Raw genomic sequence first — 21,941 nt, forward strand, 5'->3', positions numbered from 1 at the left:
ACTACTACGCCTCTAGTTTCTTGTTGAAGCGGCCCAAAATCGGGCTCTTTTAATCATCCCCGTCGGGGGACCGTCTGACTTTCCCCCGTTGCATTGGGGATCAGATGGCAGTTTCTCACCACAATTCGGAAGGCTTGGCACGCGGCGCGCGGATGCTGCGCACCGCGCTCGGCCCGGCCATCGCCCGGCTTCTCGAGGACGCCGCGATCGTCGAGGTGATGCTGAACCCGGACGGTCGCATCTGGATCGATCGGCTTTCCGAAGGACTGTCGGACACCGGCGAACGCCTGTCGCCAGCCGATGGCGAGCGCATCGTGCGTTTGGTCGCGCACCATGTCGGCGTCGAGGTCCATGCCGGCGCCCCGCGCGTCTCGGCAGAACTCCCGGAAACGGGGGAGCGGTTCGAGGGGCTGTTGCCGCCCGTCGTGTCGGCTCCGGCTTTTGCCATCCGCAAGCCCGCCGTCGCTGTCTTCACCCTCAACGACTATGTGGCCGCCGGGATCATGTCCGCCGCACAGGCTGAGGCGCTCCGCCAAGGTGTTGCGTCGCGCGCCAACATCCTCGTCGCGGGCGGCACCTCCACCGGCAAAACGACGCTGACGAATGCGCTCCTGGCCGAGGTCGCAAAGACCTCCGAGCGCGTCGTCATCATCGAAGACACACGCGAACTGCAATGCGCAGCACCCAACCTCGTTGCCATGCGAACGAAGGACGGCGTCGCGTCTCTCTCCGATCTCGTTCGTTCGTCACTTCGCCTGCGCCCCGACCGCATCCCGGTCGGAGAGGTGCGCGGCTCGGAAGCACTCGACCTGCTCAAAGCCTGGGGCACCGGCCATCCCGGCGGCGTGGGCACCATCCACGCGGGTAGCGCCATCGGCGCGCTTCGCCGAATGGAACAGCTCATCCAGGAAGCCGTCGTCACCGTCCCGCGCGCGCTGATCGCCGAGACGATCGACCTCGTGGCCGTGCTCTCCGGCCGCGGCTCCGCGCGTCGGCTTTCCGAACTCGCCCGTGTCGAGGGCCTCGGCCCGGATGGCGACTACCGCGTCACGCCCGCCGTCACGGCCTTGGCTGTCGAGGGCGACGGCGGTGCGACCTCTCTCACCCCCAGCCCCGAAGGAGAAAACCTGTGATCCAAGCCTCGCGCTCAATGCGCCATCGCCTCGCCATGGTGCTGTCCGTCACCACGCTCAGCGTCGTGATGGCAGCGCCCGCCCACGCATCCGGCTCGTCCATGCCGTGGGAAGCGCCGCTGCAATCCATCCTCCAGTCGATCGAAGGCCCGGTCGCCAAGATCATCGCTGTGATCGTCATCATCTCGACCGGCCTGGCGCTGGCCTTCGGCGACACCTCGGGCGGCTTCCGCCGTCTGATCCAGATCGTGTTCGGCCTGTCGATCGCCTTTGCCGCCAGCTCGTTCTTTCTCAGCTTCTTCAGCTTCGGCGGCGGAGCGCTGGTCTGATGGTGGGCGTCGTCGATCAAGGTAGCGAGGTTCCGGGCTTCACCGTTCCCGTCCACCGGGCGCTGACCGAGCCGATCCTGCTCGGCGGCGCACCGCGCGCTATCGCGATCATGAACGGCACGCTGGCCGGCGCGGTCGGGCTCGGCCTTCGCCTCTGGCTGGTCGGCCTCGCCATTTGGACGATCGGCCATTTCGCGGCGGTGTGGGCGGCCAAGCGCGATCCGCTGTTTGTCGAGGTCGGCCGCCGCCATCTGCGCATCCCCGCGCATCTTTCGGTCTGAGGAGCGCGCAGCGATGATGAACCTCGCCGAATACCGCAATCGCAACAGCCGGCTCGCCGACTTCCTGCCCTGGGCCGCGCTGGTCGGCACGGGCATCGTGCTCAACAAGGACGGCAGCTTCCAGCGCACGGCCCGGTTTCGTGGCCCCGATCTGGATTCCGCCGTGCCTGCCGAGCTGGTTGCAGTCGCAGGACGATTGAACAACGCCTTCCGGCGTCTCGGCTCCGGCTGGGCGATCTTCGTGGAGGCGCAGCGCCATGCCGCAGCGATCTACCCGACGAGTAGATTCCCTGACGCGGCGTCAGCACTGGTCGATGCCGAACGCAAGGCCGATTTCGAAGAAGCCGGGGCGCATTTCGAGTCCAGCTATTTTCTGACCTTCACCTATCTGCCACCGGCCGAGGATGCCGCCCGCGCCGAGACCTGGCTCTATGAGGGCCGCGAGAAGACCGGAATCGACCCCAACGAGGTGCTGACCGCCTTCGCCGACCGCACCGAACGCCTGCTGCGGTTGATCGAAGCCTTCATGCCGGAATGCCGATGGCTCGATGACGGCGAGACGCTGAACTATCTGCACGGCTGCGTCTCCACGCACCGGCACCGCGTCCGCGTCCCCGAGACGCCGATCTATCTCGACGCGCTGCTCGCCGATCAGCCACTCACCGGCGGGCTGGAGCCGCGACTGGGCACGTCGCATCTGCGTGTGCTGACCATCACCGGGTTTCCGACCGCGACCACGCCGGGTCTGCTCGACGAGCTGAACCGGCTGGCCTTTCCCTATCGCTGGTCTACCCGCGCGATCCTGCTCGACAAGACGGACGCCACCAAGCTGCTCACCAAGATCAGGCGGCAATGGTTCGCCAAGCGCAAGTCCATCGCCGCGATCCTCAAGGAGGTGATGACCAACGAGGCCTCCGTACTGGTCGATACCGATGCGGCGAACAAGGCGGCGGATGCCGACCTCGCTTTGCAGGAGCTGGGCGCCGACTATGCCGGAATTGCCTATGTCACCGCGACGGTGACGGTATGGGACGCCGATCCGCGCATCGCCGACGAGAAGCTGCGGCTGGTCGAAAAGGTCGTCCAGGGCCGCGACTTCACGGCGATGGCCGAGACCATCAACGCCGTGGACGCCTGGCTCGGCAGCCTGCCGGGCCATGTCTACGCCAATGTCCGGCAACCACCAATCTCCACGCTCAATCTCGCCCACATGATCCCGCTTTCGGCGGTGTGGGCGGGGCCGGAACGAGACGAGCACTTTGCAGCGCCCCCACTGCTCTTCGGCAAGACCGAAGGCTCGACCCCGTTCCGGTTTTCCCTTCATGTCGGCGATGTCGGTCACACCCTCGTCGTCGGCCCGACCGGCGCGGGCAAGTCCGTGCTGCTGGCGCTGATGGCGCTGCAGTTCCGGCGCTACGCCGGCGCACAGGTCTTCGCCTTCGACTTCGGCGGCTCGATCCGCGCCGCAGCACTCGCCATGCGCGGAGACTGGCACGATCTCGGCGGCGGCCTGACGGACGGCTCGGACACGTCCGTCAGCCTCCAGCCGCTCGCCCGTATCGAGGAGACGAGCGAACGCGCGTGGGCGGGGGACTGGATTGTCGCCATCCTGACACGGGAGGGCGTCGCCATCTCGCCTGACGTGAAGGAGCATATCTGGACGGCACTAACCTCGCTGGCTTCGGCGCCGGTCGAAGAACGCACCGTCACCGGCCTATGCGTCCTGCTCCAGTCCAATGACCTGAAGCAGGCGCTCCGCCCCTATTGCATCGGCGGGGCCTGGGGCCGGCTGCTCGACGCCGAGAGCGAACATCTCGGCACGGCCACCGTTCAGGCGTTCGAGACAGAAGGGCTGATCGGCACGGACGCCGCACCCGCGGTGCTGGCCTATCTGTTCCACCGGATCGAAGATCGGCTCGACGGTTCACCGACCCTCATCATCGTCGATGAAGGCTGGCTGGCCCTCGACGACGAGGGTTTTGCCGGCCAGCTCCGTGAATGGCTGAAGACGCTTAGGAAGAAGAACGCCTCCGTCATCTTCGCCACGCAGAGCCTGTCGGACATCGACGGCAGCGCCATCGCACCCGCCATCATCGAGAGCTGCCAGACCCGGCTCCTTCTGCCGAACGAACGGGCGATCGAGCCGCAGATCACCGCCATCTATCGCCGGTTCGGTCTCAACGATCGCCAGATCGAGATCCTCGCGCGGGCCATGTCCAAGCGCGATTACTACTGCCAGTCCCGACGCGGCAACCGGCTGTTCGAGCTCGGCCTGTCGGAGGTGGCGCTGGCGCTCTGCGCCGCATCCTCCAAGACCGATCAGGCCGCCATCGCCCGCATCACTGCCGAGCACGGCCCGGATGGCTTCCTCGGCGCATGGCTGCGCCTGCGCGGCGCTGACTGGGCCGCCGACCTCATTCCCAACCTCACCAACCTGGAGAAACTGCCATGAAACTGCGCCGTTCACGCGCGGCATTGCTTGCCGCGTCCATCCTGTCTGTCCCGCTGTCCCTGTCGCCGATCATCACGACGCCGGCCCACGCCATCATCGTGTTCGATCCCACCAACTACGCGCAGAACGTCCTTCAGGCCGCCCGCGCGCTCCAGCAAATCACCAACCAGATCACCTCGCTTCAGAACGAAGCGCAGATGCTCATCAACCAGGCCCGCAACCTTGCGAATCTACCGTATTCCTCGCTGCAACAGCTCCAGCAGTCGGTGAGCCGCACGCAACAGCTTCTGAGCCAGGCGCAGAACATCGCCTACGACGTCCAGCAGATCGACCAGGCATTCCAGCAGAAATACGGGAGTGCCTCACTCTCCGCCTCGGACGCGCAACTCGTCGCCGACGCCAAATCGCGCTGGCAGAACACGGTCGGTGGCTTGCAGGACGCCATGAAGGTACAGGCCGGCGTCGTCGGCAACATCGACACCAACCGCGCCCAGATGTCAGCGCTTGTCGGCCAGAGCCAGGGCGCCACCGGCGCGCTTCAGGCAACCCAGGCCGGCAACCAGCTCCTCGCCCTTCAGGCCCAGCAACTCGCCGACCTCACCGCTGTCGTCGCAGCGAACGGTCGCGCACAGGCGCTGCAATCGGCCGAGCAGGCGGCGGCGGCCGAACAGGGCCGCGAACAGCGTCGCCGTTTCCTGACGCCAAGCACGGGCTACCAGCCGGGCAACGCCCGGATGTTCCCCGGCAGTAACTGAACGGGGAGATCGCCATGGACGGCAAGATGCTCGCCCGGCTCGGCGCCGTCGTCTTCGTCGGCGTCGCCATCACCGCCACGGTCATAGAAGTGACCCGCAAGCCCGAGGAGCCGCAGGTCCGCACGCTCGTCCACGAGCGCGACGACACCGATGCGCTTCGCCAGGTCCTGCGCCGGTGCCGCGACATGGGCGAAGCGGCGACCCGCGATCCCGCCTGCCTCGATGTCTGGGCCAAGGCCCGTGACCGATTTCTGGGTCAAAGCCCGAAACCTTCCCAACCGGGCGGAACGAGGACGCCCGCAACGGAGGCGCCGGTGACGCTCTTCCCAACCGAAGATACGGCCATCAAGGACACCGCGCCGGTCGCGCAACCCGAACCCGTCCGGCCGGGAGCGCACTGATATGGGCGGCACCGGCGTCATCGATCATTTCCTCGAGGTCTTCACCCGCTACATTGATGGCGGCTTCGGCCTGCTCGGCGGTGAGGTCGCCTTCATCGCCACCACGCTGATCGTCATCGATGTGTTGCTGGCAGCCCTCTTCTGGTCGTGGGGCGCCGATGAGGACATCATCGCGCGCCTGGTCAAGAAGACGCTCTTCGTCGGCGTCTTCGCCTACATCATCGGCAACTGGAACAATCTTGCCCGCATCGTCTTCGAGAGTTTTGCCGGCCTCGGCCTGAAGGCATCCGGCACGGGCTTTACCGTCACCGACTTTCTTCGCCCCGGCAAGGTGGCGCAGACCGGCCTCAATGCCGGCCGCCCGCTGCTCGACTCGATCTCGAACCTGATGGGCTATTGGTCCTTCTTCGAGAACTTCATCCAGATCGCCTGCATGCTGTTTGCCTGGATGCTGGTGCTGCTCGCTTTCTTCGTCCTCGCCGTCCAGCTCTTCGTGACGCTGATCGAGTTCAAGCTGACGACGCTCGCAGGATTCGTGCTGATCCCTTTCGGCCTGTTCGGCAAATCCGCCTTTATGGCCGAACGCGTGCTCGGCAACGTGATTTCGTCCGGCATCAAGGTGCTGGTGCTCGCCGTCATTATCGGCATCGGCTCGACGCTGTTCTCCGAGTTCACCGCCGGATTCGGCGGTGCTACCCCATCTATCGACGACGCCATGGCGATCGTGCTCGCCGCTTTGTCGCTGCTCGGCCTCGGCATCTTCGGTCCCGGCATCGCCAATGGCCTGGTCTCCGGCGGCCCGCAGCTTGGCGCTGGTGCCGCTGTCGGCACGGGTCTCGCCGTTGGTGGCATGGTCGCGGCGGGTGCGGCCACGGTAGGCGCCGTCGCATCTGGTGGCGCTGCCCTTGCCGGCGGCGCTGCTGCCGCTGCCCGTGGCGGGGCTGCGCTCGCGGGCGGCGCCTCGACCGCCTACAGCCTGGGCGCTGCCGGCCAATCCGGCGCATCGGCTGTGGCGTCGGGTCTCGGCAATGTCGCCAGCGCCGGCGCCCAAGCCGCCATCTCGCCGTTGAAACGCGCAGCAACCCAAACCGCTGATGGTTTCAAGTCCAGTTACCAGTCCGGGGCACGCGCAGCCTTCGAAATGACCGGCGGATCGTCCACCGCTGGCACGATAGGCGGCGAAGCCGACGCCGAGGCCGCTTCGGCGTCCGCCGCATCCCCATCTCCCGCCACCGACGGCCCACCCGCCTGGGCGAAGCGCCTGAAGCGTTCGCAGCAGATGTCCCACGGCGTCCAGGCCGCAGCTCACGCGGTCAAGTCGGGCGACAGCCATGGCGGCGGCTCTTCCGTCAACCTCTCCGAAAGCGACTGACCATGTTCAAACGACCCACCACTCACTACGGTAAATCACCACAACCCGAGACGCCCTACCAGCGCGCCGCCCAGGTCTGGGACGACCGCATCGGTTCCGCCCGCGTGCAGGCCCGCAACTGGCGCTTCATGGCCTTCGGATCACTGGCGCTCTCAGCCGGATTGTCGGCCGCACTGGTCTGGCAGTCGATGAGCGGCTCAATCGTTCCCTGGGTGGTTCAGGTCGACAAGCTCGGCCAAGCGCAAGCCGTGGCACCGGCCGTCGCCGACTATCGCCCGACCGATCCGCAGATCGCCTTTCATCTCGCCCGCTTCATCGAAGAGGTCCGCTCGATCCCGGCCGACGCGATCATCGTCCGGCAAAACTGGCTTCGGGCCTACGACTTCACCACGCAGGCCGGGGCGCTCGCGCTCAACGATTATGCCCGCGCCAACGATCCCTTCACCAAGGTTGGCAAGCAGCAGATCGCCATCGAGGTCTCCAGCGTGATCCGGGCCTCACCAGACTCGTTCCGCGTCGCCTGGATCGAGCGCCGCTATCAGGACGGCTCGCTCGCCTCCACCGAACGGTGGTCCGCCATCCTCACCGTCGCCGTGCAGATACCACGCGACCCCGAAAAACTCCGGGCCAATCCGCTTGGAATCTATGTCAACGCCATCAACTGGTCGAAGGAGCTTGGACAATGACACCGACCTTCCGCGCCGCCGGGAGGCCGGCTTTCCGCAAATCCGCTTTCTTGGCTCTCCTCGTTTGCACCTCGGCGCTTGCAGGCTGCGCAACGATGCAGAAGCCCCCGGAAATCTCCTACGACGATGCCGCGCCCGCCGTGCAGACAGTCGATCCGCCCGCACCCGTCACGGTGGTCGAACTGCCAAAGCCGCTGCCGCTTCCCGGTCAGATGAAGCCGGTCGAAGCCTCACGCCGGACGCCGGAGCCCACTGATCCCGCCGCCCGCGTCAATCAGGCAAACGCCGCCGCCCGCATCCAACCCGTCCGTGACGGCTTCATCAATTCCATGCAGGTCTATCCCTTCACTCAAGGCGCGCTCTATCAGGTCTACACCGCCGTCGGTCAGATCACCGATATCGCGCTGCAGCCCGGCGAAACCCTCGTTGGCTCCGGCCCGGTCGCCGCCGGCGATACCGTCCGCTGGATCATCGGCGACACCGAAAGCGGCACAGGCGCGACCAAGCAGATCCATATCCTGGTGAAGCCCACGCGCACGGAGCTGATGACCAATCTCGTCATCAATACCAGCCTGCGCACCTATCATATGGAGTTGCGCTCGACCGAGAAGACCTACATGGCTTCGGTTTCCTGGCAGTATCCGCAGGACCAACTCATCGCGCTGCGTCGCCAGAATACTGAGGCGCAGGCCGTACAGCCCGTCGCCAGTGGCGTCGATCTGTCCCGCGTCAATTTCCGATACCAGGTGACGGGCGATCGCGCGCCGTGGCGGCCGCTACGCGCCTTCGACGACGGCAAACAGGTCTTCATCGAATTCCCGCGCGGCATCGGTCAGGGCGAGATGCCGCCGCTCTTCGTCGTCGGCCCCGAAGGCGACACGTCCGAGCTGGTTAACTACCGGGTGCGCGGCAACTACATGGTCATCGACCGGCTGTTCGCCGCCGCCGAGCTACGCTTCGGCGCAGCCAAGAACCAGAAGCGCGTGCGCATCTCCCGGACTGACGGGAGGCCTGCGTCGTGAACGAGATCGATCCCGATAAGGAGGAAGGCCGCAAGTCCGGGCTGGAACCCCAGCCGGAGTCCGACGATGATGCCCGGCCGTTGACCGGAGAACCGGCCGCGCCGATGCGGCTGCGTCCGGAGCCGCCGCGCGTCACCCGGCTCTCGCGCAAAGTGCTGGCTGGTCTCGGTCTGGTCGCCGGTGTTGGTATCGGTGGCGCGCTGATCTATGCGCTTCAGGTGCAGCATGACGGCCGGTCGAACGAGGAGCTGTATTCGACCGACAACCGGCCGACACCCGATGGCCTAAACACGCTTCCGAAGGACTATACCGGCCCGGTCCTCGGCCCACCGCTGCCAGGCGATCTCGGCCGCCCGATCCTCGATGCGCAGAACCGCGGCCAGCCTGTGACGTCGTCACGGATCGGCACCCCCGCCGCGCAGCCCGGCCTCAGCGCCGAGGAACAGCGCCGATTGCAGGAGTTGGAGGCCGCTAGGACCGCGCGCCTCTTCACTTCGACCGAGACGCGCAACATGGCCTCGCCCGCCACCACGACAACAACCACAACGACGCCCTTGCCGGATCTGACCAGTCTCGGCCTCGCGCCGCAGCCAGCGACGCCCTCGGCGCAGGATCGGCAGCTCGCCTTCCTCAACCAGACGCCCGACAAACGCACCGTGTCGACCGATCGCGTCGCCGCTCCGGCATCGGCAAACACCCTTCAGGCCGGCGCGGTGATTTCCGCCGCGCTCATCACCGGCATTCGTTCCGACCTGCCCGGCCAGATCACGGCGCAGGTGACGGAGAACATCTATGACAGCCCGACCGGGCGCATCCTGCTCATCCCTCAGGGCACGCGTGTCATCGGTCAGTATGACAACGGCATCGGTTTCGGCCAGCGCCGCATCCTGCTCGTCTGGAACCGGCTGATTTTCCCGAACGGCCGTTCGATCGTGCTGGAACGCCAGCCAGGCGCAGACACGCAAGGCTATGCCGGCTTGGAGGATGGTGTCGATTATCACTGGGGCGAACTGTTCAAGGCTGCCGCGCTCTCGACGCTGCTCAGCATCGGTTCGAAGGCCAGTTCGTCGAACGAGGAAAGCGAGATCGTGCGTGCCCTGCGCCAGGGCGCTGGCGACAGCATCAACCAGACCGGACAGCAGATTGTCAGCCGCCAGCTCAATATCGCGCCGACATTGACGATCCGTCCGGGCTTCCCCGTCCGCGTGATCGTCACGCACGATCTCGTACTTGAACCCTATGGAGGCTGACCATGACGAAGTTGAAACTTGGTCCGATCGCTGATGACAAGCCGGTCAAAGTCACGGTGGAACTGCCTACGAGTCTCCATCGCGACCTCGCCGCCTATGCCGAAATTCTCGGCAGGGAGGGAGGGCATGCGCCCGCCGATCCCGTCCGCTTGATCGTGCCCATGCTGGAACGGTTCATTGCGACAGACCGAGGTTTTGCGAAGGCCAAGCGCCAACGTTCGTCTGCCTAGAGATTCTTGATTTCGATAGATGCTTGGCCAAGCTCAACAACCTGCGAAAAGCTGGATTGTCGTTCCGAGGAGACCATACCGCACAAAATGGCAGACGTTCTCCTTCGATAGGGCGGTAGGCAACACCAGGAAAACAGGCAGCTGTCGTGGATTCGCTTGTAACCGTGATTCCGCGGCCGAATGCCACCAAGGGTAAAAGATTATCTCGCCCTACACATTGGGGCTCGATTTGCGGATGATGTCCCAGTTCGGCCAATCGCATCACGAGAAAATCGTGAATTTCCTGACCTGGCGGCGCGTCACTGACAATAAACGTTGAATCGGCCAGATCAGTCCATTTTACTTCGGTTTTGGCAGTCAAGTGATGATGCTCGGGCAAAGCGACAAACACCTTCTCTGACCACAACTCTGCGGAGTCGTAATCCGGACGTTTGGAAGTTCCAGTTAAAAAGGCTACGTCAATTTCAAGGCGGCGGATAGCTGATAGGTGATCCGCGGGGCTGCCATCAATGAAGTCCATCCGAACCTGAATGTGATTGGTTCCATATGCTTGGAACAAGTCTGCAAGAAATCCCGATGCCAGCGAAGAAAATATGCCAATCCTTACCGATCCCAGGTCGCCTCGCGCGATGACTTGGATATCTCTAGTTCCCTCCGTCAAGGTTCTGAGAGCCTTACGGGCGGCAGGAAGAAAGCGTTCACCAGCTACGGTAAGAGCTACGCCGGAGCTGTGGCGGTGAAAGAGCGAAGCGCCGATTTGATCCTCGAGATTACGAATTCGTCTACTGACGGAAGACTCCTGCACCGATAAGGATAGCGCCGCTTTGCGGAAGCTCCCTTCCTCCGTTGCGGCAACAAAGTATCGTAGGTGACGTAGCGCGATGGCATTCGGCATCTGTGTCAAGGAGGGGGAAAGGGGTACTTCACACACAACTCGCTCCTTTCAGGCCCTGCGTCTACACACAATACAACCACCTATTTGGGGTTAGCGTGCGACAGCGAATCCCGGCGGCCCATCATGCAAATCAGCGTTTGCTGACCAATTGCCACAAGCGTTCCGCCATCAGCAGAGTCGGCAAACACTTCTAATTGACAGATTGTGAGCGTCTTTCCGGCCTTGATCACTTTGCCTAGCGCTTCGAGTTTATCGCCTAGAGCCGGGTTCAGCAGATTGATCTTGAATTCCACGGTGAGAACCGAGCTGAACTCCGGGAAGAGCGTAAAAGCGGCATAGCCGCCGGCAGAATCCGCGATCGCGGAAGTTCCTCCTGCATGGAAATAACCGTGCTGCTGCGAAAGCTCAGGCCGGAAAGGCATCTGGACAGATACCAGTCCCTGGCGAATTTCGGACAGTGTCGCGCCCAAATGGCTCATCAGCCCCTGGCGACGAAAGCTGTCACGAACCCGCTGCTCAACGCTTGCGTCTACGGCACTGCCAATAACCCTTTTCATGACACCTCCGGAGCAATGACCCTGGATGCCAAAACTACCGGGAGGTGGCGACATACTGGAGTGAAAAGCCCTGACAGGATGCTGAGAAAAACTCAGGTTCTTTCCGTCCACCATCGTCGTTGAAAGTTCTACTGGAGAGGGAAACTTGCCAGAATTTCGACTGGCGGAAACTGCACAAGCTCGATCGCCGTAATATGACCGTCGTGATGGTCGAAATTGCACATCGCTGCTTCCAAAGCCTTCTCCGGCTTTCCTTTGAGCGTTGCGACCGTGACATGAGGTACCCAACTACCAACCAAATGATGTTCGTGTATTTGCTGCCCTCGAACGGCTTCCGCGATATTCTCATGAAGTGCAAGGAGCGATTGAGTTACGACAGGTGCCAGAAAAACATAGGATGGGATCCCTGAAAATATTCCAAAGTGACTCATTTTTATTTTGAGCTGGCCAGTATTTTGGCAAGCTGCGGCGAGTTGCTGAATCATGGGATCAACGCGTTCACCGTCCTCTATCACTGCCAAGGTGATGTGTGGTGGATAGTCCAGCTGCTTTTCTGCGTTCGGAGCCCGAACGAGGAGATCTTGCCTTAACCGGTCTATTGTCTTGGAAAGGTGATCGTCCAATCGTGCAGCTATAGCCAATGGCATGGGTCCATCTGATCCTTGAAAGCGCTGGAAATTCATTGTGTTCCCGACATCGTGCATTTGGTTCGCCGGCAAGCGAGAGAGAAAGGCTCATCTTTGCATGATGAATTCTCAGCAGCGTCTCTCTCCATTCAATGACAGGTATGTATGGCCATTTTTCAGTATCGAGATGGCCTGCAAACGGATCTCTGGATGGAAACCGCAACACTTACCGGCCTCGCACTTTATGCTTTCGTGATGACGATCACGCCGGGGCCGAACAACCTGATGCTCACCACATCAGGCCTTGTCTTTGGCATGGCACGAACATGGCCACATATTCTCGGAATTCCTTTTGGTGTTGCCGTTCAATTGATGTCGGTCGGAGCTGGCCTTGGGGCTGTCTTTGCACTTGAGCCCCGTATCCAGATTTTTTTGAAAATTATTGGCACGGCTTACCTGCTCTGGCTTGCTTACAAACTCTGGCGTGCCGCCGAGATGCCCGATGCCTCTTTGGCAAAGCCGGTTTCTTTTTTCCAGGCTGCCGCATTCCAGTTCGTAAACCCCAAGGCCTGGCTGATTGCGGTAACCGTCATCGCGGCCTTTATTTCTCCAGATAACGGCTATCTGATCCAGCTTGTCTTTGCCTCAGCGATTTTCACCGTTGTCGGCATTCCATGCTTGGCGGTGTGGGCGGCCTTCGGGGCTGGACTGCGACAAGTGCTTCACGATCCATCGAAACTTCTTCTCATAAATCGCAGCATGTCCGCGCTCGCGGCACTGACAGCAGGATTGTTTTGGCTATGAATTTTCTTTCACGCAAAGATCTCGAAAATCATGCAACTACATGGATCGAAGCATGGAACCGCCACGACGTCGATGCGGTGATCACACCATTTTCCAAGTCGGTTGTATTCGTTAGCCCGAGGGCGGCAATCGTGACCGGAGACGCAACGGTGCGAGGCCGAGATGCGCTTTATGACTACTGGACGAAAGCCCTCGCCGCCGTTCCCGACCTGGAATTTAGACTTGAATCCATCGCCTGTGACGAGAACGCGCAAACCGTTCTGGTCCACTACGTGTCGCATGCCGGTGGAAAGACTCTTCGAGCATGCGAACTCATGCGGTTCGAGAATGGACTGCAAGTTTATGGCGAGGCGTTTTATGGCGCGGATGTTTCGGAGCCGTCGCAATGAGACCCGTCGAACCTTCAAGCGAGAATTTCTATCGTTGGGGAAACGGCTGTTCGGGCTGGCGCCTGCTTGACCTCGAGCACCTTCAGGTGAGGCAGGAAACAATGCCGCCGGCGACGGCTGAAGAGCCCCATGTACATCGTGAGGCGCATCAATTCTTTTATGTGCTGGATGGGCAAATGACGATCCTCACCCCCATCGGCGTCACTCTCATTGGTCCGGGCCAAGGAATGCATATACCGGCCGGGCAACCGCACTGGGTCAGAAACGACGACGTTTCCGATCTTATATTCCTGCTCTCATCCAGCCCAAGTACATCCGGTGACCGCTACCCCGCCGACCCAACGAATTGGGGGGCTTGAGCTTGGATCGACGGCTATCGTCACGCAAAATTGCCTCTGGTGGTCAGGTTGTGCGATCAGCGACACTGTAAAACGGTCAGCAGCCCCATTTCGATATGCCCTTCGCTGAATTCGTGCACAACCTCGCCTTGTTCAAGAAGCTTGAAGCCTGAGCGCTCGGCTATCGCCTCAATATAGGCGGAGCCGTGGGAAAAACAGCCCGACCTGGCGAGTTCCGGGTTGATGCAGGGACCAAAGCCAAGACGGTCTCCTTTGTCATTTGGATAGACTGTGAAGGCAAATAGGCCTCCGGGATCCATGATATTGGCGACGCTCGGGAGGATTGTGGCCAGGTCTCCGAAATGGATCAGGACGGCCGCAGCCGCGACCGCATTAAACCGAAGCGAGGTGGCGGAGAGAAACGACGCCAGATCGTCACGGACAAGCGTGTCGTAAAGCGATTTTTGTCTCGCGACTGACAGCATCGCCCCGGACAGATCAATGCCCGCCAGATGCGCGGCCCGATCTCGCAGCAGGCCACCGACCAGTCCGGTTCCGCATCCCATGTCGAGGATCCGGTTGCCGTGTCGAGGCAACAGCCGGGCGAGCGCGTCGCTGACATGGCGATGCGCCAGATAACCGTCCGCCAGATCCCAGTCGCGCGCCTTGGATGAATAGAGTTGGTCGAGCTGCGCCGCGGAAGCCCTTGAGGGGACCGGCCCCCTGTTCATCTGCGCCAGACGCATGCGGGCGCCATCGACGTCGTCCGGATTTTCGCCCAGATATCTCTCCAGATGGGCGGTGGCCTCTTCATGATCGCCGGCATCGACCAGCAGATCCCCGAGCAGGAAGCGGGCGCCGGCATGGTCGGGCGCGTGTGACAGGCACCGGCGCAAGGGTTCGATTGCCGAGCCTCTGTTGCCCGTATCGGTCAATGCGACAGCCAGGTTGTAGAGAGCGTTCGGATAAGTCGGGCGGCAGGCGACGGCGTTCTCGAACGCGGCGATCGCTTCCGGCAATCTGCCGTGCTTCCGCAGCGCAATGCCGAGATTGTTCCGGGCCGTTGCGTCGTCGGGTTGAAATTTGGTCACGGCTGTCAGCGTTTCGACTGCTGCCTCCAGCCTTCCTTGCGCCATTTCGATCAGTCCGAGAAGGTGCATCGCATCGACTGGCGGCGGGTCTTGCGCACAGATAGTGCGGCAGATACTTTCGGCCTCGCCGAGGCGGTCGGCGCCATACGCCTCCAACGCAAGACTCAGATCAAAGATGGCGGTGGCATGGGTCATGGGTGGTTCTCGCCATTGGCAACCCTCAGTTAGCCAGCTCGATCTGGTAAGTCGCCATCGGCCTCAGCGTCGCCACGCGGTCATACAGGTGTCGGGCGGCCGCGTTGTCCTCGGCCGTTTCCCAGTAGAGGCGACGCCAGCCCTCCTGCCTGCCCAGAACCTCCAGATGTTCGATGAGCCTCGTCGCAACGCCCCGGCCCCTGTGCAGGGGAGAAACCCAAAGGTCTTCGAGATAGCAGACGAGGCGGAGCGAGAATGTGTGGGGATGGAGAATTGTATGCGCCAGCCCCACAGGTTCTCCAGCCTGAAACGCGAGCCAGGCATTCATCGGTGAGGAAGGATCGCGTACGCGCTGCCACAGCCCGGCGATGACCGCCTCGTCCATGTCCCCGGCACCGAAATGCGCGCGGTTTTCTGCCCAGAGTTTTTCCCAGCCGCCTCTGTCTGCGTGGCTTGCGGCCTTGATCGTTATCGTCATGTCGTTGTCCCTGGAGTTGCTTCATCGAGCAGAAGGCCGGGCGCGTCGGCCGGGATCTCGCCCGCGCGCAGCCAGCCAAGCGCGAGTGGCCACAGACTGTCCCTGAACCGGTCATGGAAAAAGGCGAAGTGTCCGATGGATGATACGCCGATGTCCGCTGGGGCAATGCGCCAATGATGCCGGTGGCTGGACGTGAAATAGGCGAGCAGCCGGTTGAGGGCTGCCGGGGTGCCGTGCGGGTCGTCTTCAAGGCCAATCGCGAGCATGGGCGCCGTCACCCTGGTGAAGCGTCTTTGCAGGATTTCGGATTCCCGCTCCCCACCGATGAAAAGATCCTGCCGCACGGTATGCTCGAACCGGGCCTTCATTCGGCTCCAGTCCCGGACCACGCCTGCGGGCGTATCCTCCATCCAGCCAAGCCGTTTGGCCGGAAAGTAGCCGAACATCCGTGTCAGCAGCGGCATGACGATGTGCCACTTGATATACATGCGCGGGCGTTCGGCCTCGCCGTAATCCCGCCAATAGGCGAATTGGGATCCGACGGTGAGAATGCGCCCGATCCGCCGGTTCGAGGGCGCAAGCCCGATCGCAAAGCCCCCGATCGAATGGCCGACGACATGGATTTCCTGCCCCGGAAAAGTGCGTTCAGCGTATGCGAGCGCCGCCTCCAGATCGTGCGCGCCCCAATCCACCCAGTCGGCACGGAAACCGCGCAGGGATTTTGGCCGAGATTCGCCGATCCCCCGGTAATCGAAGGTGAGCACATCGAATCCGTTGAGAAACAGGTAGTCAGCGAAGCGCGAGTAGTAGCGGCACCTTACAGACGTCGCGGCGCTGATGATCACGATCGGGCGCGCGGCCGCAACACCGCCGTGTCGCCATAGAAACCCGCCGAGAAGCCGGCCATCGTCTGTTTCAAGGCACACTGACAATGCTTGGTTCGGCATCTCCCGGACACCAGCAACCTCTGTTCCGCGTCCGTGGTTTATCACGCTGACGCCTCTCGATTGTTACTTTCAAGTATCCGTTTTTTCTTCGCCCGGATGCAGATTGTCGAATGAGCATCCCTCCATATGGCGTGAGAAGCGCTCATTTGTTTTCGTTAGGATTGCAGGCTCATTTGGCGAAAAGTTTGAAATCAGCCAGGGAAAGTCGATGCATCCAATCGTTCGCCTTCGAGAACTGCCGCTTCGGACACAATCGCATGGTGGAGCCTATGAAGCGCACATGGCTGCCGTCGCGGCACCGTTTGGCGCTAAGCGACTTGGCGCTCGCTACGTTGAAATTCCCCCGGGCAAAAAGGCTTGGCCCTTTCATTGTCACCACGCGAATGACGAGCTCTTTGTCATTCTGGCCGGGGCCGGCGTGCTGCGATATGGCGAGGAAGAACACGACGTAAGCGCTGGTGATGTCGTCGTTTGCCCCGCCGGTGGCGTTGAAACAGCTCATCAACTGCGGGCAGCAGGCTCCAAACCGCTGCGCTACCTAGCGGTCAGCACAATGAATGAGCCCGACGTCCTGGAATATCCCGATAGTGGCAAGGTGGCGGTTTTCGCGGGCTCCGCGCCGGGTGGTGAAAAAGCAGCCCGAAGCCTGGAACTAACCGTGAAGAAAAATGCTGCTGTCGGATATTGGGAGGGGGAGGAATGAAGTGGAGTCAGAACAAGAGAAGTGCACTTTTCGCCATACCTGCGAGTTGGATGCAGACACTTTTCATTGCGGCCGCTTTGTTGCCGACATCAGCGCTCGCAATGGAAATGACGAGTTCGTCCTTCGAGAACGGAGGAATAATACCTCTGCGCCATGCGCTTAACAGTTTGGGTTGCGAAGGGCAGAATATTTCTCCTGCTTTGCAATGGCGTGACGCTCCTCCAGAAACGAAGAGCTTCGCTGTCACAATGTTCGATCCGGACGCGCCTACAGATAGCGGTTGGTGGCACTGGATTCTCGTAAACATCCCCGCGGATGTCACCAGCTTGCCGGAGCGATCCCAACCCAGAGAAGCGCTCTCGACAAACACCGACTTTGGCATCTCCGGGTATCGTGGCCCATGCCCACCAGTTGGTGCCCAGCCGCATCGTTACGTGGTTACGGTGTATGCACTTAATGTCAGCACACTGCCATTGGCGGTTACCTCTTCTGGCGCAATGGCCAGTTACATGATCAATAGCCACGTGCTCGCGAAAGCAAGCATTGCCGGTTATTTTGGACGCTGAGACAATAACCGTTTGAAAAAGGCTGAAGACAGACCGGTGGCGGACTCGCAAGGCGCAACGGCAGGACGTCTGGTCATTCGCCAGCTTTCCAGCCAAGACACGGCGCATCTGGCGCCGCTCCTTAACGCTTATTGCGCAGAGATGTACCCCGCCTCAGAGACAGAGAACCTCCGTCAGGAGGCTGCCACCGCCTTGCTGTCGAGCCAGACGGCCGAGGTGATAGGCGGTTTCCTGGACGGCAAACTGTCGGCATTCGCCGTTTTCTTCGATCTGCCGGAAGCAATTTCAAACGGACGCGCCGGACAGCTCGACGACCTCTACGTGGCTGCTGGCGCTCGCGGCCAGCGTCTGGCGCAAGAAATGGTCCAGGCGGTAGCATTGATCGGCAGAGCGCGCGGTTGGATTCATCTGAGATGGCTTGTGCCAGAGGACAATGCAGCTGCGCTTCGGACCTATGAGCGCTTTGCCAAAGCAGCATCCTGGAAAAGCTACGTGTTGTGGTTGGGCGATGGCGGCTCTTGGTGAGGCAGAGCATCCTCAATCTCCTAGTCACCAGGTTTGCGGGCATCCACCTCATCGGGGCCGTTCGTTTTCACCCCTGCTGAAGGGTCATGATCTTCGCGACAGATAGAACGCCATGGCGGCCGCACTTGCGCCGAAAACACATGTGCCGGTCCAACCCCAGGCGGCATACGCAGCGCCTCCAACGCCGGCGCCGACCGCCCCCCCAGCGAGCATGGTCGCCATGAACACCGTGTTAAGCCGGCTGCGGGCGGTCGGGTCGAGTGCATAGACACGCGTCTGGTTCGCAACCTGCGAGGACTGTACGGCAAGGTCCATAACTAGGATACCAGTTACCAAGCTGATGAGGGAACCTTGCCAAAGCCCGAAGACGATGAAAGCGACCGTGACGAGGCCAGCGCCAACTGACACGACGACGGCGGGTCCGCGTCGATCCGTAAAGCCCCCGGCAACTGGCGCGGCAAGCGCTCCGCAGACTCCGACAAGCGCCAGAAGGCCAACCGCCGTGCCACCAAGCTGATAAGGCGGTTCGGATAGTAACAGCGCGAGATTCGACCAGAAACCGATAAAGGCTGCGAAAATCAGGAATTGCACTGCGACTGCTTGCCGGAGAACACCATGCGTTCGGAGAAGCGCCCATAAGGAACCAAGCAGCCGCAGATAGCTCAAGTCAGTTGTTGGCGGCACACGAGGCAGCCAGAGCGCAAGTGCCACCCCAATTACCGTCATCATTGCCGCCGAGAACCAGAACACGAAAGGCCAACCCCAAAGGTCCGAGATTGTGCCACTCACCGTGCGGGCAAGCAGGATGCCGATCAATATGCCGCCCGTCACTTTGCCAAGAATGCGTCCACGCTCGGAAGGTGGGGCAAGATGCACAGCGAGTGGAACAATCTGCTGCGTGACGGTGGTGAATAATCCGACAGCGAGACTGGCGACCGCCAGCCACACAAAACTTGGAGACAAGGCCGCACCAATCAACGCCATCACCAACGCAACGAAAGTACGGAGAATGAGAGATTTGCGCTCCAGCCGGTCTCCGAGTGGGGCGAGAAGCAACACGCCGAAGGCATTACCTGCCTGGGTGAGAACCGGCACGATGGCAGCAGTGCCCGCGGCCAGCCCAAAATCTGCCTTCAGATGACCGAGGAATGCCTGATTATAGTAACTGTTGGCGACGGTCGCACCCGCGCTGACCGCGAGAAGGCGTACCAGTGCAGCGGACAAATGTTCAGATAGGGAGCTATTCGGTTTCATAGCAGCCGTTGGCCCGGATGTACTCGATCAGGGTGCGTTCCAGATTTCTGCCCCCAAGTGTAGCAATGTTCGGCATGACAATACGCCGGGTGGTTTTATGTCTGTCTTTACAGAAGGAAGTGATTGGCTGGCGGTTTGCATCAGACCGGAACTCAGCCTTCCGATAGTCCACATTGACGAGGAGAGGTCCTGACCACAGCAGCGTTGGTGTTGAGATATCGACGTCTTTCCAAGGTAAGGGCTTGCCGCCAAAATACCGCCCGACGATGAGGCCGTTGGCCTTAAAAACATACATCGGGCCACGGCTCCGGCGGCACCTGAACACCCCAAGCAGGAGCACCAGCGTCACTGCTATAAAAAAAGCTGTGGGGATGGCCGCCGTTGCAAACTCTGAAAGTGAATTGGCTTTGAAAGAGGCGATGGACATGCTGATCGCACCCAACAGAAACGGCAGCGTAAAGAAAAGAAGCAGCGCCGCCCGCCAATAGGACAAGTAGATCGGAAAATCAGGAAGATGCGTGGCGTTGGCGGGTTCCTCCGGTGCCATTATCGTTTCTCTCGCTCCGCTGATCGGCATGTCTTTGCGGCCTCTGCCAGCATCCAGGTCCTGACATTCCTGATGCGGCGGTCGCGCTCAAGGGCCGGCGGATAGCAGAGGTAATAGCCTGCGTTTGCCGGCACTTGGTGCGGCATGATCGGGCCGAGCCTTTCGGCGGCTATGTCGCATGCGGCAATTTCGATGCCCGCAAAGGTAATTCCTGCGCCGTCGATCGCGGCCTTGAGGCCAAGGCCCGAAGAGTCGACGATTGTGACTGCCGCAGGGCGGGTCGGACCGCCCGGGAGCGTTTCGTTCCAACGCTGGAAGTCCTCGCGCCGATGCTGGGACAGAAACAGGTTGGTTTGCGAGATGGCTTGGCGAATATCGATTTCGTCATTCGTTTGCCAGTCATCCGGACGGCCGAGCAACGTTACATTTTCGTCGAACAGGCGCTCGGAGAGAACACCAGGCCATTGCCCAGAACCATGACGCACAGCTGCATCTGCAACGCCGGCGCCAAGATCGACGGCGGTTTGGGTCGTAGAGATCAAAAGTTCGAAGCCAGACCTCGCAAATGGATAGGACGCCATCCGTGGCGACAGCCAATGAACCGCGAATGTCGGCAGCATGGACAGGCGCAAGGGACCAAGCTTCCGTTCCTGCTTCACTGTCGCGACAGCCTGAATGATCTGCGTGAAGCCGACGGTGAGATCCGGAGACAACAGTCGTCCGGTCTCCGTCAGTTCAAGGCGCGGTCCGACGCGGCGCATCAACTCTACCCCGAGCAGATCCTCGAGGATCCTGAGTTGATGACTGACGGCGGAGGGCGTCACGCCGATTTCTTCGGCCGCATCCTTGATCGACATGTGGCGTGCGGCGGCCTCGAAAGCGCGCAGGGCATTCAGCGGCACGGACAATCGCATCGTTTCGGTCATGGCGCGCTCGCTCTCGTATTTTCCGTCCTCGCCGGATGCCGCCGTTCTCCTCCTGCACTTGGCATCGAACAACGAAATCTCAGCTTTCTCTGAGGATTGCTCACTCGCCAGGCACGGATGTTGGGTGACAATGGGGTGTCTTTCAAAGGGGCCAAATTGTTATGAGTGACGTGCTTGCTTTCGATGATCGCGATGGCCTGATCTGGCTCGATGGAGCACTCGTTCCCTGGAGCGAAGCCCGGCTCCATGTCATGACCCATTCGCTGCATGCCGGCGGGGCCGTGTTCGAAGGAATTCGGGCCTATGACGGAGGTATATTCCTGTCCAACGCGCATTTCTCCCGCTTCCAGCGTTCTGCCGAGATCGTCGGGTACACGCTTCCCTATTCTAGCCTTGAACTCGTCAAAGCATGTGAAGCCGTTCTCTGGGCGAACGAATTGAAGGATGCCTATATCCGTCCCATCGCCTGGCGCGGCAGCGAGAGCGTGACGGTGGCCGCCCGCAACGCCACTATCCACGTTGCGATTGCCGCCTGGGATTGGCCGACGCCAGCCGCCGAGGGAAGGAGCACGGCGGGTATTCGCCTTCAGCTCTCCTCCTGGAGGCGTCCGCGTGCCGATACGGCGCCGACGGCCTCCAAATGTTCCGGCCTCTACATGATCGGCACGCTCGCGCGGCATGCCGCAAATGACGAGGGTTTCGACGATGCCCTGCTGCTCGACGTCGACGGAGATGTTGCCGAAACGACCGCGACGAACATCATACTGGTCGAGGGCCGCAAGCTCGTGTCCCCGGTAGCAGACTGTTTTCTCGACAGCATCACCAAACGCTATGTCTTCGCTCTCGCGCAGAAGGCTGGCCTGGAACTCGAGGAGCGAAAAGTCTCGCTGGAGGAGTTGTGCGCGGCAGATGAAGTCTTCGTTGTCGGCACTTCGATCGAGATCCAGCCCGTCGTCGAACTCAAGGGGCCAGCGATTGGAGCCCAATGGAGCGTTGGCCCTCTTACCCAAAGCCTCATCGACAACTTTCAGAACTCGGTTCGCCAACACTGTCCCGCATAGGCGGACACCCTTGCCAAAAGGGCCGGGTTTCGATGCGTTCTCCATGTCGTTCTTCTCGGAGCAAAAGATTTTTCGTGATAGCCAATACTATTTGATGTTACACTTTCCGTAAAATGCAAAAGCGTAAC

At 61.3% G+C, this 21,941-nt stretch carries 27 protein-coding genes; 18 read left to right on the forward strand and 9 right to left on the reverse strand.

All coding sequences use genetic code 11. The features are described from left to right. Positions 1-104 precede the first annotated feature (104 nt). Genes trbB through JET14_RS15335 form a run of 11 tightly spaced genes read left to right on the forward strand, consistent with a single transcriptional unit; the run spans position 105 to position 9,911 of the window. Complete coding sequence (trbB, locus tag JET14_RS15285; protein WP_200334615.1) at positions 105-1,133, forward strand: P-type conjugative transfer ATPase TrbB; 1,029 nt, start codon at positions 105-107, stop codon at positions 1,131-1,133. A 17-nt stretch (positions 1,134-1,150) separates the two neighbouring features. Continuing rightward, positions 1,151-1,462 carry a TrbC/VirB2 family protein gene (locus tag JET14_RS15290; protein ID WP_097622889.1) on the forward strand — a complete coding sequence of 104 codons (312 nt, stop codon included), beginning with the start codon at positions 1,151-1,153 and terminating at the stop codon, positions 1,460-1,462. Next, positions 1,462-1,743: a VirB3 family type IV secretion system protein gene (locus tag JET14_RS15295; protein ID WP_200334616.1), complete on the forward strand. Its 282-nt coding sequence runs from the start codon at positions 1,462-1,464 to the stop codon at positions 1,741-1,743. Before JET14_RS15290 ends, JET14_RS15295 begins: the two co-directional genes overlap by 1 nt. Before the next feature lie 13 nt (positions 1,744-1,756). Further along, positions 1,757-4,195 (forward strand): conjugal transfer protein TrbE, encoded by a 2,439-nt coding sequence (gene trbE, locus JET14_RS15300; protein WP_200334617.1) that lies wholly within the window; start codon positions 1,757-1,759, stop codon positions 4,193-4,195. Continuing rightward, the gene (trbJ, locus tag JET14_RS15305; RefSeq protein ID WP_200334618.1) at positions 4,192-4,950 is read left to right on the forward strand and encodes a P-type conjugative transfer protein TrbJ; all 759 of its coding nucleotides are present in this window, start codon (positions 4,192-4,194) and stop codon (positions 4,948-4,950) included. The genes trbE and trbJ overlap by 4 nt, the downstream gene beginning before the upstream one ends. Before the next feature lie 14 nt (positions 4,951-4,964). Further along, the gene (gene trbK-alt / locus JET14_RS15310; protein ID WP_200334620.1) at positions 4,965-5,351 is read left to right on the forward strand and encodes a putative entry exclusion protein TrbK-alt; all 387 of its coding nucleotides are present in this window, start codon (positions 4,965-4,967) and stop codon (positions 5,349-5,351) included. A gap of 1 nt (position 5,352) precedes the next feature. Continuing rightward, entirely contained in the window at positions 5,353-6,723 is a 1,371-nt protein-coding gene (trbL, locus tag JET14_RS15315) for a P-type conjugative transfer protein TrbL (protein WP_200334622.1), read from the forward strand. A gap of 2 nt (positions 6,724-6,725) precedes the next feature. Then, positions 6,726-7,409, forward strand: coding sequence for a conjugal transfer protein TrbF (gene trbF / locus JET14_RS15320; RefSeq protein ID WP_200334624.1), 684 nt, complete (start codon positions 6,726-6,728; stop codon positions 7,407-7,409). Beyond that, positions 7,406-8,431: a P-type conjugative transfer protein TrbG gene (gene trbG / locus JET14_RS15325; protein ID WP_200334626.1), complete on the forward strand. Its 1,026-nt coding sequence runs from the start codon at positions 7,406-7,408 to the stop codon at positions 8,429-8,431. The genes trbF and trbG overlap by 4 nt, the downstream gene beginning before the upstream one ends. Further along, positions 8,428-9,681, forward strand: a complete 1,254-nt coding sequence (locus tag JET14_RS15330) for a TrbI/VirB10 family protein (protein WP_432443042.1) — start codon at positions 8,428-8,430, stop codon at positions 9,679-9,681. Before trbG ends, JET14_RS15330 begins: the two co-directional genes overlap by 4 nt. A gap of 2 nt (positions 9,682-9,683) precedes the next feature. After that, positions 9,684-9,911 carry a DUF2274 domain-containing protein gene (locus tag JET14_RS15335; RefSeq protein WP_200334628.1) on the forward strand — a complete coding sequence of 76 codons (228 nt, stop codon included), beginning with the start codon at positions 9,684-9,686 and terminating at the stop codon, positions 9,909-9,911. Here the strand turns inward: JET14_RS15335 and JET14_RS15340 are convergent. The 3 genes from JET14_RS15340 to JET14_RS15350 form a co-directional block, all read right to left on the reverse strand. Beyond that, positions 9,856-10,842, reverse strand: coding sequence for a LysR family transcriptional regulator (locus JET14_RS15340; protein ID WP_246750335.1), 987 nt, complete (start codon positions 10,840-10,842; stop codon positions 9,856-9,858). The two genes, JET14_RS15335 and JET14_RS15340, sit on opposite strands and share 56 nt — an antisense overlap. Before the next feature lie 44 nt (positions 10,843-10,886). Next, positions 10,887-11,363 (reverse strand): PaaI family thioesterase, encoded by a 477-nt coding sequence (locus tag JET14_RS15345; protein WP_114215846.1) that lies wholly within the window; start codon positions 11,361-11,363, stop codon positions 10,887-10,889. 128 nt (positions 11,364-11,491) lie between these two features. Beyond that, a complete protein-coding gene (locus tag JET14_RS15350; protein ID WP_200334632.1) occupies positions 11,492-12,067 on the reverse strand; it encodes a 2'-5' RNA ligase family protein in 576 nt (191 codons plus the stop codon). Positions 12,068-12,154: 87 nt separating this feature from the next. Between JET14_RS15350 and JET14_RS15355 the strand changes: the two genes are divergently transcribed. Genes JET14_RS15355 through JET14_RS15365 form a run of 3 tightly spaced genes read left to right on the forward strand, consistent with a single transcriptional unit; the run spans position 12,155 to position 13,541 of the window. Continuing rightward, positions 12,155-12,793, forward strand: a complete 639-nt coding sequence (locus JET14_RS15355; protein ID WP_234187005.1) for a LysE family translocator — start codon at positions 12,155-12,157, stop codon at positions 12,791-12,793. Next, the gene (locus JET14_RS15360; RefSeq protein ID WP_200334634.1) at positions 12,790-13,182 is read left to right on the forward strand and encodes a nuclear transport factor 2 family protein; all 393 of its coding nucleotides are present in this window, start codon (positions 12,790-12,792) and stop codon (positions 13,180-13,182) included. The genes JET14_RS15355 and JET14_RS15360 overlap by 4 nt, the downstream gene beginning before the upstream one ends. Further along, positions 13,179-13,541 (forward strand): cupin domain-containing protein, encoded by a 363-nt coding sequence (locus JET14_RS15365; protein WP_200334636.1) that lies wholly within the window; start codon positions 13,179-13,181, stop codon positions 13,539-13,541. Before JET14_RS15360 ends, JET14_RS15365 begins: the two co-directional genes overlap by 4 nt. 56 nt (positions 13,542-13,597) lie before the next feature. On the opposite strand, the gene JET14_RS15370 is transcribed toward JET14_RS15365, so the two are convergent. Genes JET14_RS15370 through JET14_RS15380 form a run of 3 tightly spaced genes read right to left on the reverse strand, consistent with a single transcriptional unit; the run spans position 13,598 to position 16,231 of the window. Further along, positions 13,598-14,806, reverse strand: coding sequence for a tetratricopeptide repeat protein (locus JET14_RS15370; RefSeq protein ID WP_200334638.1), 1,209 nt, complete (start codon positions 14,804-14,806; stop codon positions 13,598-13,600). 25 nt (positions 14,807-14,831) lie between these two features. After that, entirely contained in the window at positions 14,832-15,284 is a 453-nt protein-coding gene (locus tag JET14_RS15375) for a GNAT family N-acetyltransferase (protein WP_200334640.1), read from the reverse strand. Next, the gene (locus JET14_RS15380; protein WP_114215851.1) at positions 15,281-16,231 is read right to left on the reverse strand and encodes an alpha/beta hydrolase family protein; all 951 of its coding nucleotides are present in this window, start codon (positions 16,229-16,231) and stop codon (positions 15,281-15,283) included. The genes JET14_RS15375 and JET14_RS15380 overlap by 4 nt, the downstream gene beginning before the upstream one ends. A gap of 103 nt (positions 16,232-16,334) precedes the next feature. On the opposite strand from JET14_RS15380, the gene JET14_RS15385 reads away from it, so the two are divergent. The 3 genes from JET14_RS15385 to JET14_RS15395 are packed head-to-tail and all read left to right on the forward strand — an operon-like array spanning position 16,335 to position 18,025. Then, a complete protein-coding gene (locus JET14_RS15385) occupies positions 16,335-16,934 on the forward strand; it encodes a cupin domain-containing protein (protein WP_246750336.1) in 600 nt (199 codons plus the stop codon). After that, on the forward strand, positions 16,931-17,500 hold the full coding sequence (locus JET14_RS15390; RefSeq protein WP_200334641.1) for a YbhB/YbcL family Raf kinase inhibitor-like protein: 570 nt from the start codon (positions 16,931-16,933) through the stop codon (positions 17,498-17,500). The genes JET14_RS15385 and JET14_RS15390 overlap by 4 nt, the downstream gene beginning before the upstream one ends. A gap of 12 nt (positions 17,501-17,512) precedes the next feature. Continuing rightward, positions 17,513-18,025, forward strand: coding sequence for a GNAT family N-acetyltransferase (locus tag JET14_RS15395; RefSeq protein ID WP_246750337.1), 513 nt, complete (start codon positions 17,513-17,515; stop codon positions 18,023-18,025). A gap of 84 nt (positions 18,026-18,109) precedes the next feature. On the opposite strand, the gene JET14_RS15400 is transcribed toward JET14_RS15395, so the two are convergent. From JET14_RS15400 to JET14_RS15410, 3 genes are read right to left on the reverse strand one after another with little or no spacing between them, the layout of a single operon-like run. Further along, positions 18,110-19,279, reverse strand: a complete 1,170-nt coding sequence (locus JET14_RS15400) for an MFS transporter (RefSeq protein ID WP_246750338.1) — start codon at positions 19,277-19,279, stop codon at positions 18,110-18,112. Next, complete coding sequence (locus JET14_RS15405; protein WP_200334642.1) at positions 19,266-19,826, reverse strand: hypothetical protein; 561 nt, start codon at positions 19,824-19,826, stop codon at positions 19,266-19,268. The genes JET14_RS15400 and JET14_RS15405 overlap by 14 nt, the downstream gene beginning before the upstream one ends. Beyond that, positions 19,826-20,824 carry a LysR substrate-binding domain-containing protein gene (locus JET14_RS15410; protein WP_246750339.1) on the reverse strand — a complete coding sequence of 333 codons (999 nt, stop codon included), beginning with the start codon at positions 20,822-20,824 and terminating at the stop codon, positions 19,826-19,828. Before JET14_RS15410 ends, JET14_RS15405 begins: the two co-directional genes overlap by 1 nt. An 89-nt stretch (positions 20,825-20,913) precedes the next feature. On the opposite strand from JET14_RS15410, the gene JET14_RS15415 reads away from it, so the two are divergent. Beyond that, on the forward strand, positions 20,914-21,813 hold the full coding sequence (locus JET14_RS15415; RefSeq protein WP_200334643.1) for a branched-chain amino acid transaminase: 900 nt from the start codon (positions 20,914-20,916) through the stop codon (positions 21,811-21,813). Positions 21,814-21,941: the final 128 nt, after the last annotated feature.

Source organism: Martelella lutilitoris (assembly GCF_016598595.1).
Classification (GTDB): Bacteria; Pseudomonadota; Alphaproteobacteria; order Rhizobiales; family Rhizobiaceae; genus Martelella; species Martelella lutilitoris_A.

Coding starts and splice junctions, on each gene's coding strand:
- trbF (WP_200334624.1), top strand. CDS start 6,726: ATGTTCAAACGACCCACCACTCACTACGGTAAATCACCACAACCCGAG.
- JET14_RS15350 (WP_200334632.1), bottom strand. CDS start 12,067: ATGCACGATGTCGGGAACACAATGAATTTCCAGCGCTTTCAAGGATCA.
- JET14_RS15380 (WP_114215851.1), bottom strand. CDS start 16,231: ATGCCGAACCAAGCATTGTCAGTGTGCCTTGAAACAGACGATGGCCGG.
- trbK-alt (WP_200334620.1), top strand. CDS start 4,965: ATGGACGGCAAGATGCTCGCCCGGCTCGGCGCCGTCGTCTTCGTCGGC.
- JET14_RS15405 (WP_200334642.1), bottom strand. CDS start 19,826: ATGGCACCGGAGGAACCCGCCAACGCCACGCATCTTCCTGATTTTCCG.
- trbB (WP_200334615.1), top strand. CDS start 105: ATGGCAGTTTCTCACCACAATTCGGAAGGCTTGGCACGCGGCGCGCGG.
- JET14_RS15335 (WP_200334628.1), top strand. CDS start 9,684: ATGACGAAGTTGAAACTTGGTCCGATCGCTGATGACAAGCCGGTCAAA.
- JET14_RS15345 (WP_114215846.1), bottom strand. CDS start 11,363: ATGAAAAGGGTTATTGGCAGTGCCGTAGACGCAAGCGTTGAGCAGCGG.
- JET14_RS15375 (WP_200334640.1), bottom strand. CDS start 15,284: ATGACGATAACGATCAAGGCCGCAAGCCACGCAGACAGAGGCGGCTGG.
- JET14_RS15355 (WP_234187005.1), top strand. CDS start 12,155: ATGGCCATTTTTCAGTATCGAGATGGCCTGCAAACGGATCTCTGGATG.
- JET14_RS15400 (WP_246750338.1), bottom strand. CDS start 19,279: ATGAAACCGAATAGCTCCCTATCTGAACATTTGTCCGCTGCACTGGTA.
- JET14_RS15295 (WP_200334616.1), top strand. CDS start 1,462: ATGGTGGGCGTCGTCGATCAAGGTAGCGAGGTTCCGGGCTTCACCGTT.
- trbE (WP_200334617.1), top strand. CDS start 1,757: ATGATGAACCTCGCCGAATACCGCAATCGCAACAGCCGGCTCGCCGAC.
- trbG (WP_200334626.1), top strand. CDS start 7,406: ATGACACCGACCTTCCGCGCCGCCGGGAGGCCGGCTTTCCGCAAATCC.
- JET14_RS15370 (WP_200334638.1), bottom strand. CDS start 14,806: ATGACCCATGCCACCGCCATCTTTGATCTGAGTCTTGCGTTGGAGGCG.
- trbJ (WP_200334618.1), top strand. CDS start 4,192: ATGAAACTGCGCCGTTCACGCGCGGCATTGCTTGCCGCGTCCATCCTG.
- JET14_RS15290 (WP_097622889.1), top strand. CDS start 1,151: ATGCGCCATCGCCTCGCCATGGTGCTGTCCGTCACCACGCTCAGCGTC.
- JET14_RS15415 (WP_200334643.1), top strand. CDS start 20,914: ATGAGTGACGTGCTTGCTTTCGATGATCGCGATGGCCTGATCTGGCTC.
- JET14_RS15390 (WP_200334641.1), top strand. CDS start 16,931: ATGAAGTGGAGTCAGAACAAGAGAAGTGCACTTTTCGCCATACCTGCG.
- trbL (WP_200334622.1), top strand. CDS start 5,353: ATGGGCGGCACCGGCGTCATCGATCATTTCCTCGAGGTCTTCACCCGC.
- JET14_RS15365 (WP_200334636.1), top strand. CDS start 13,179: ATGAGACCCGTCGAACCTTCAAGCGAGAATTTCTATCGTTGGGGAAAC.
- JET14_RS15360 (WP_200334634.1), top strand. CDS start 12,790: ATGAATTTTCTTTCACGCAAAGATCTCGAAAATCATGCAACTACATGG.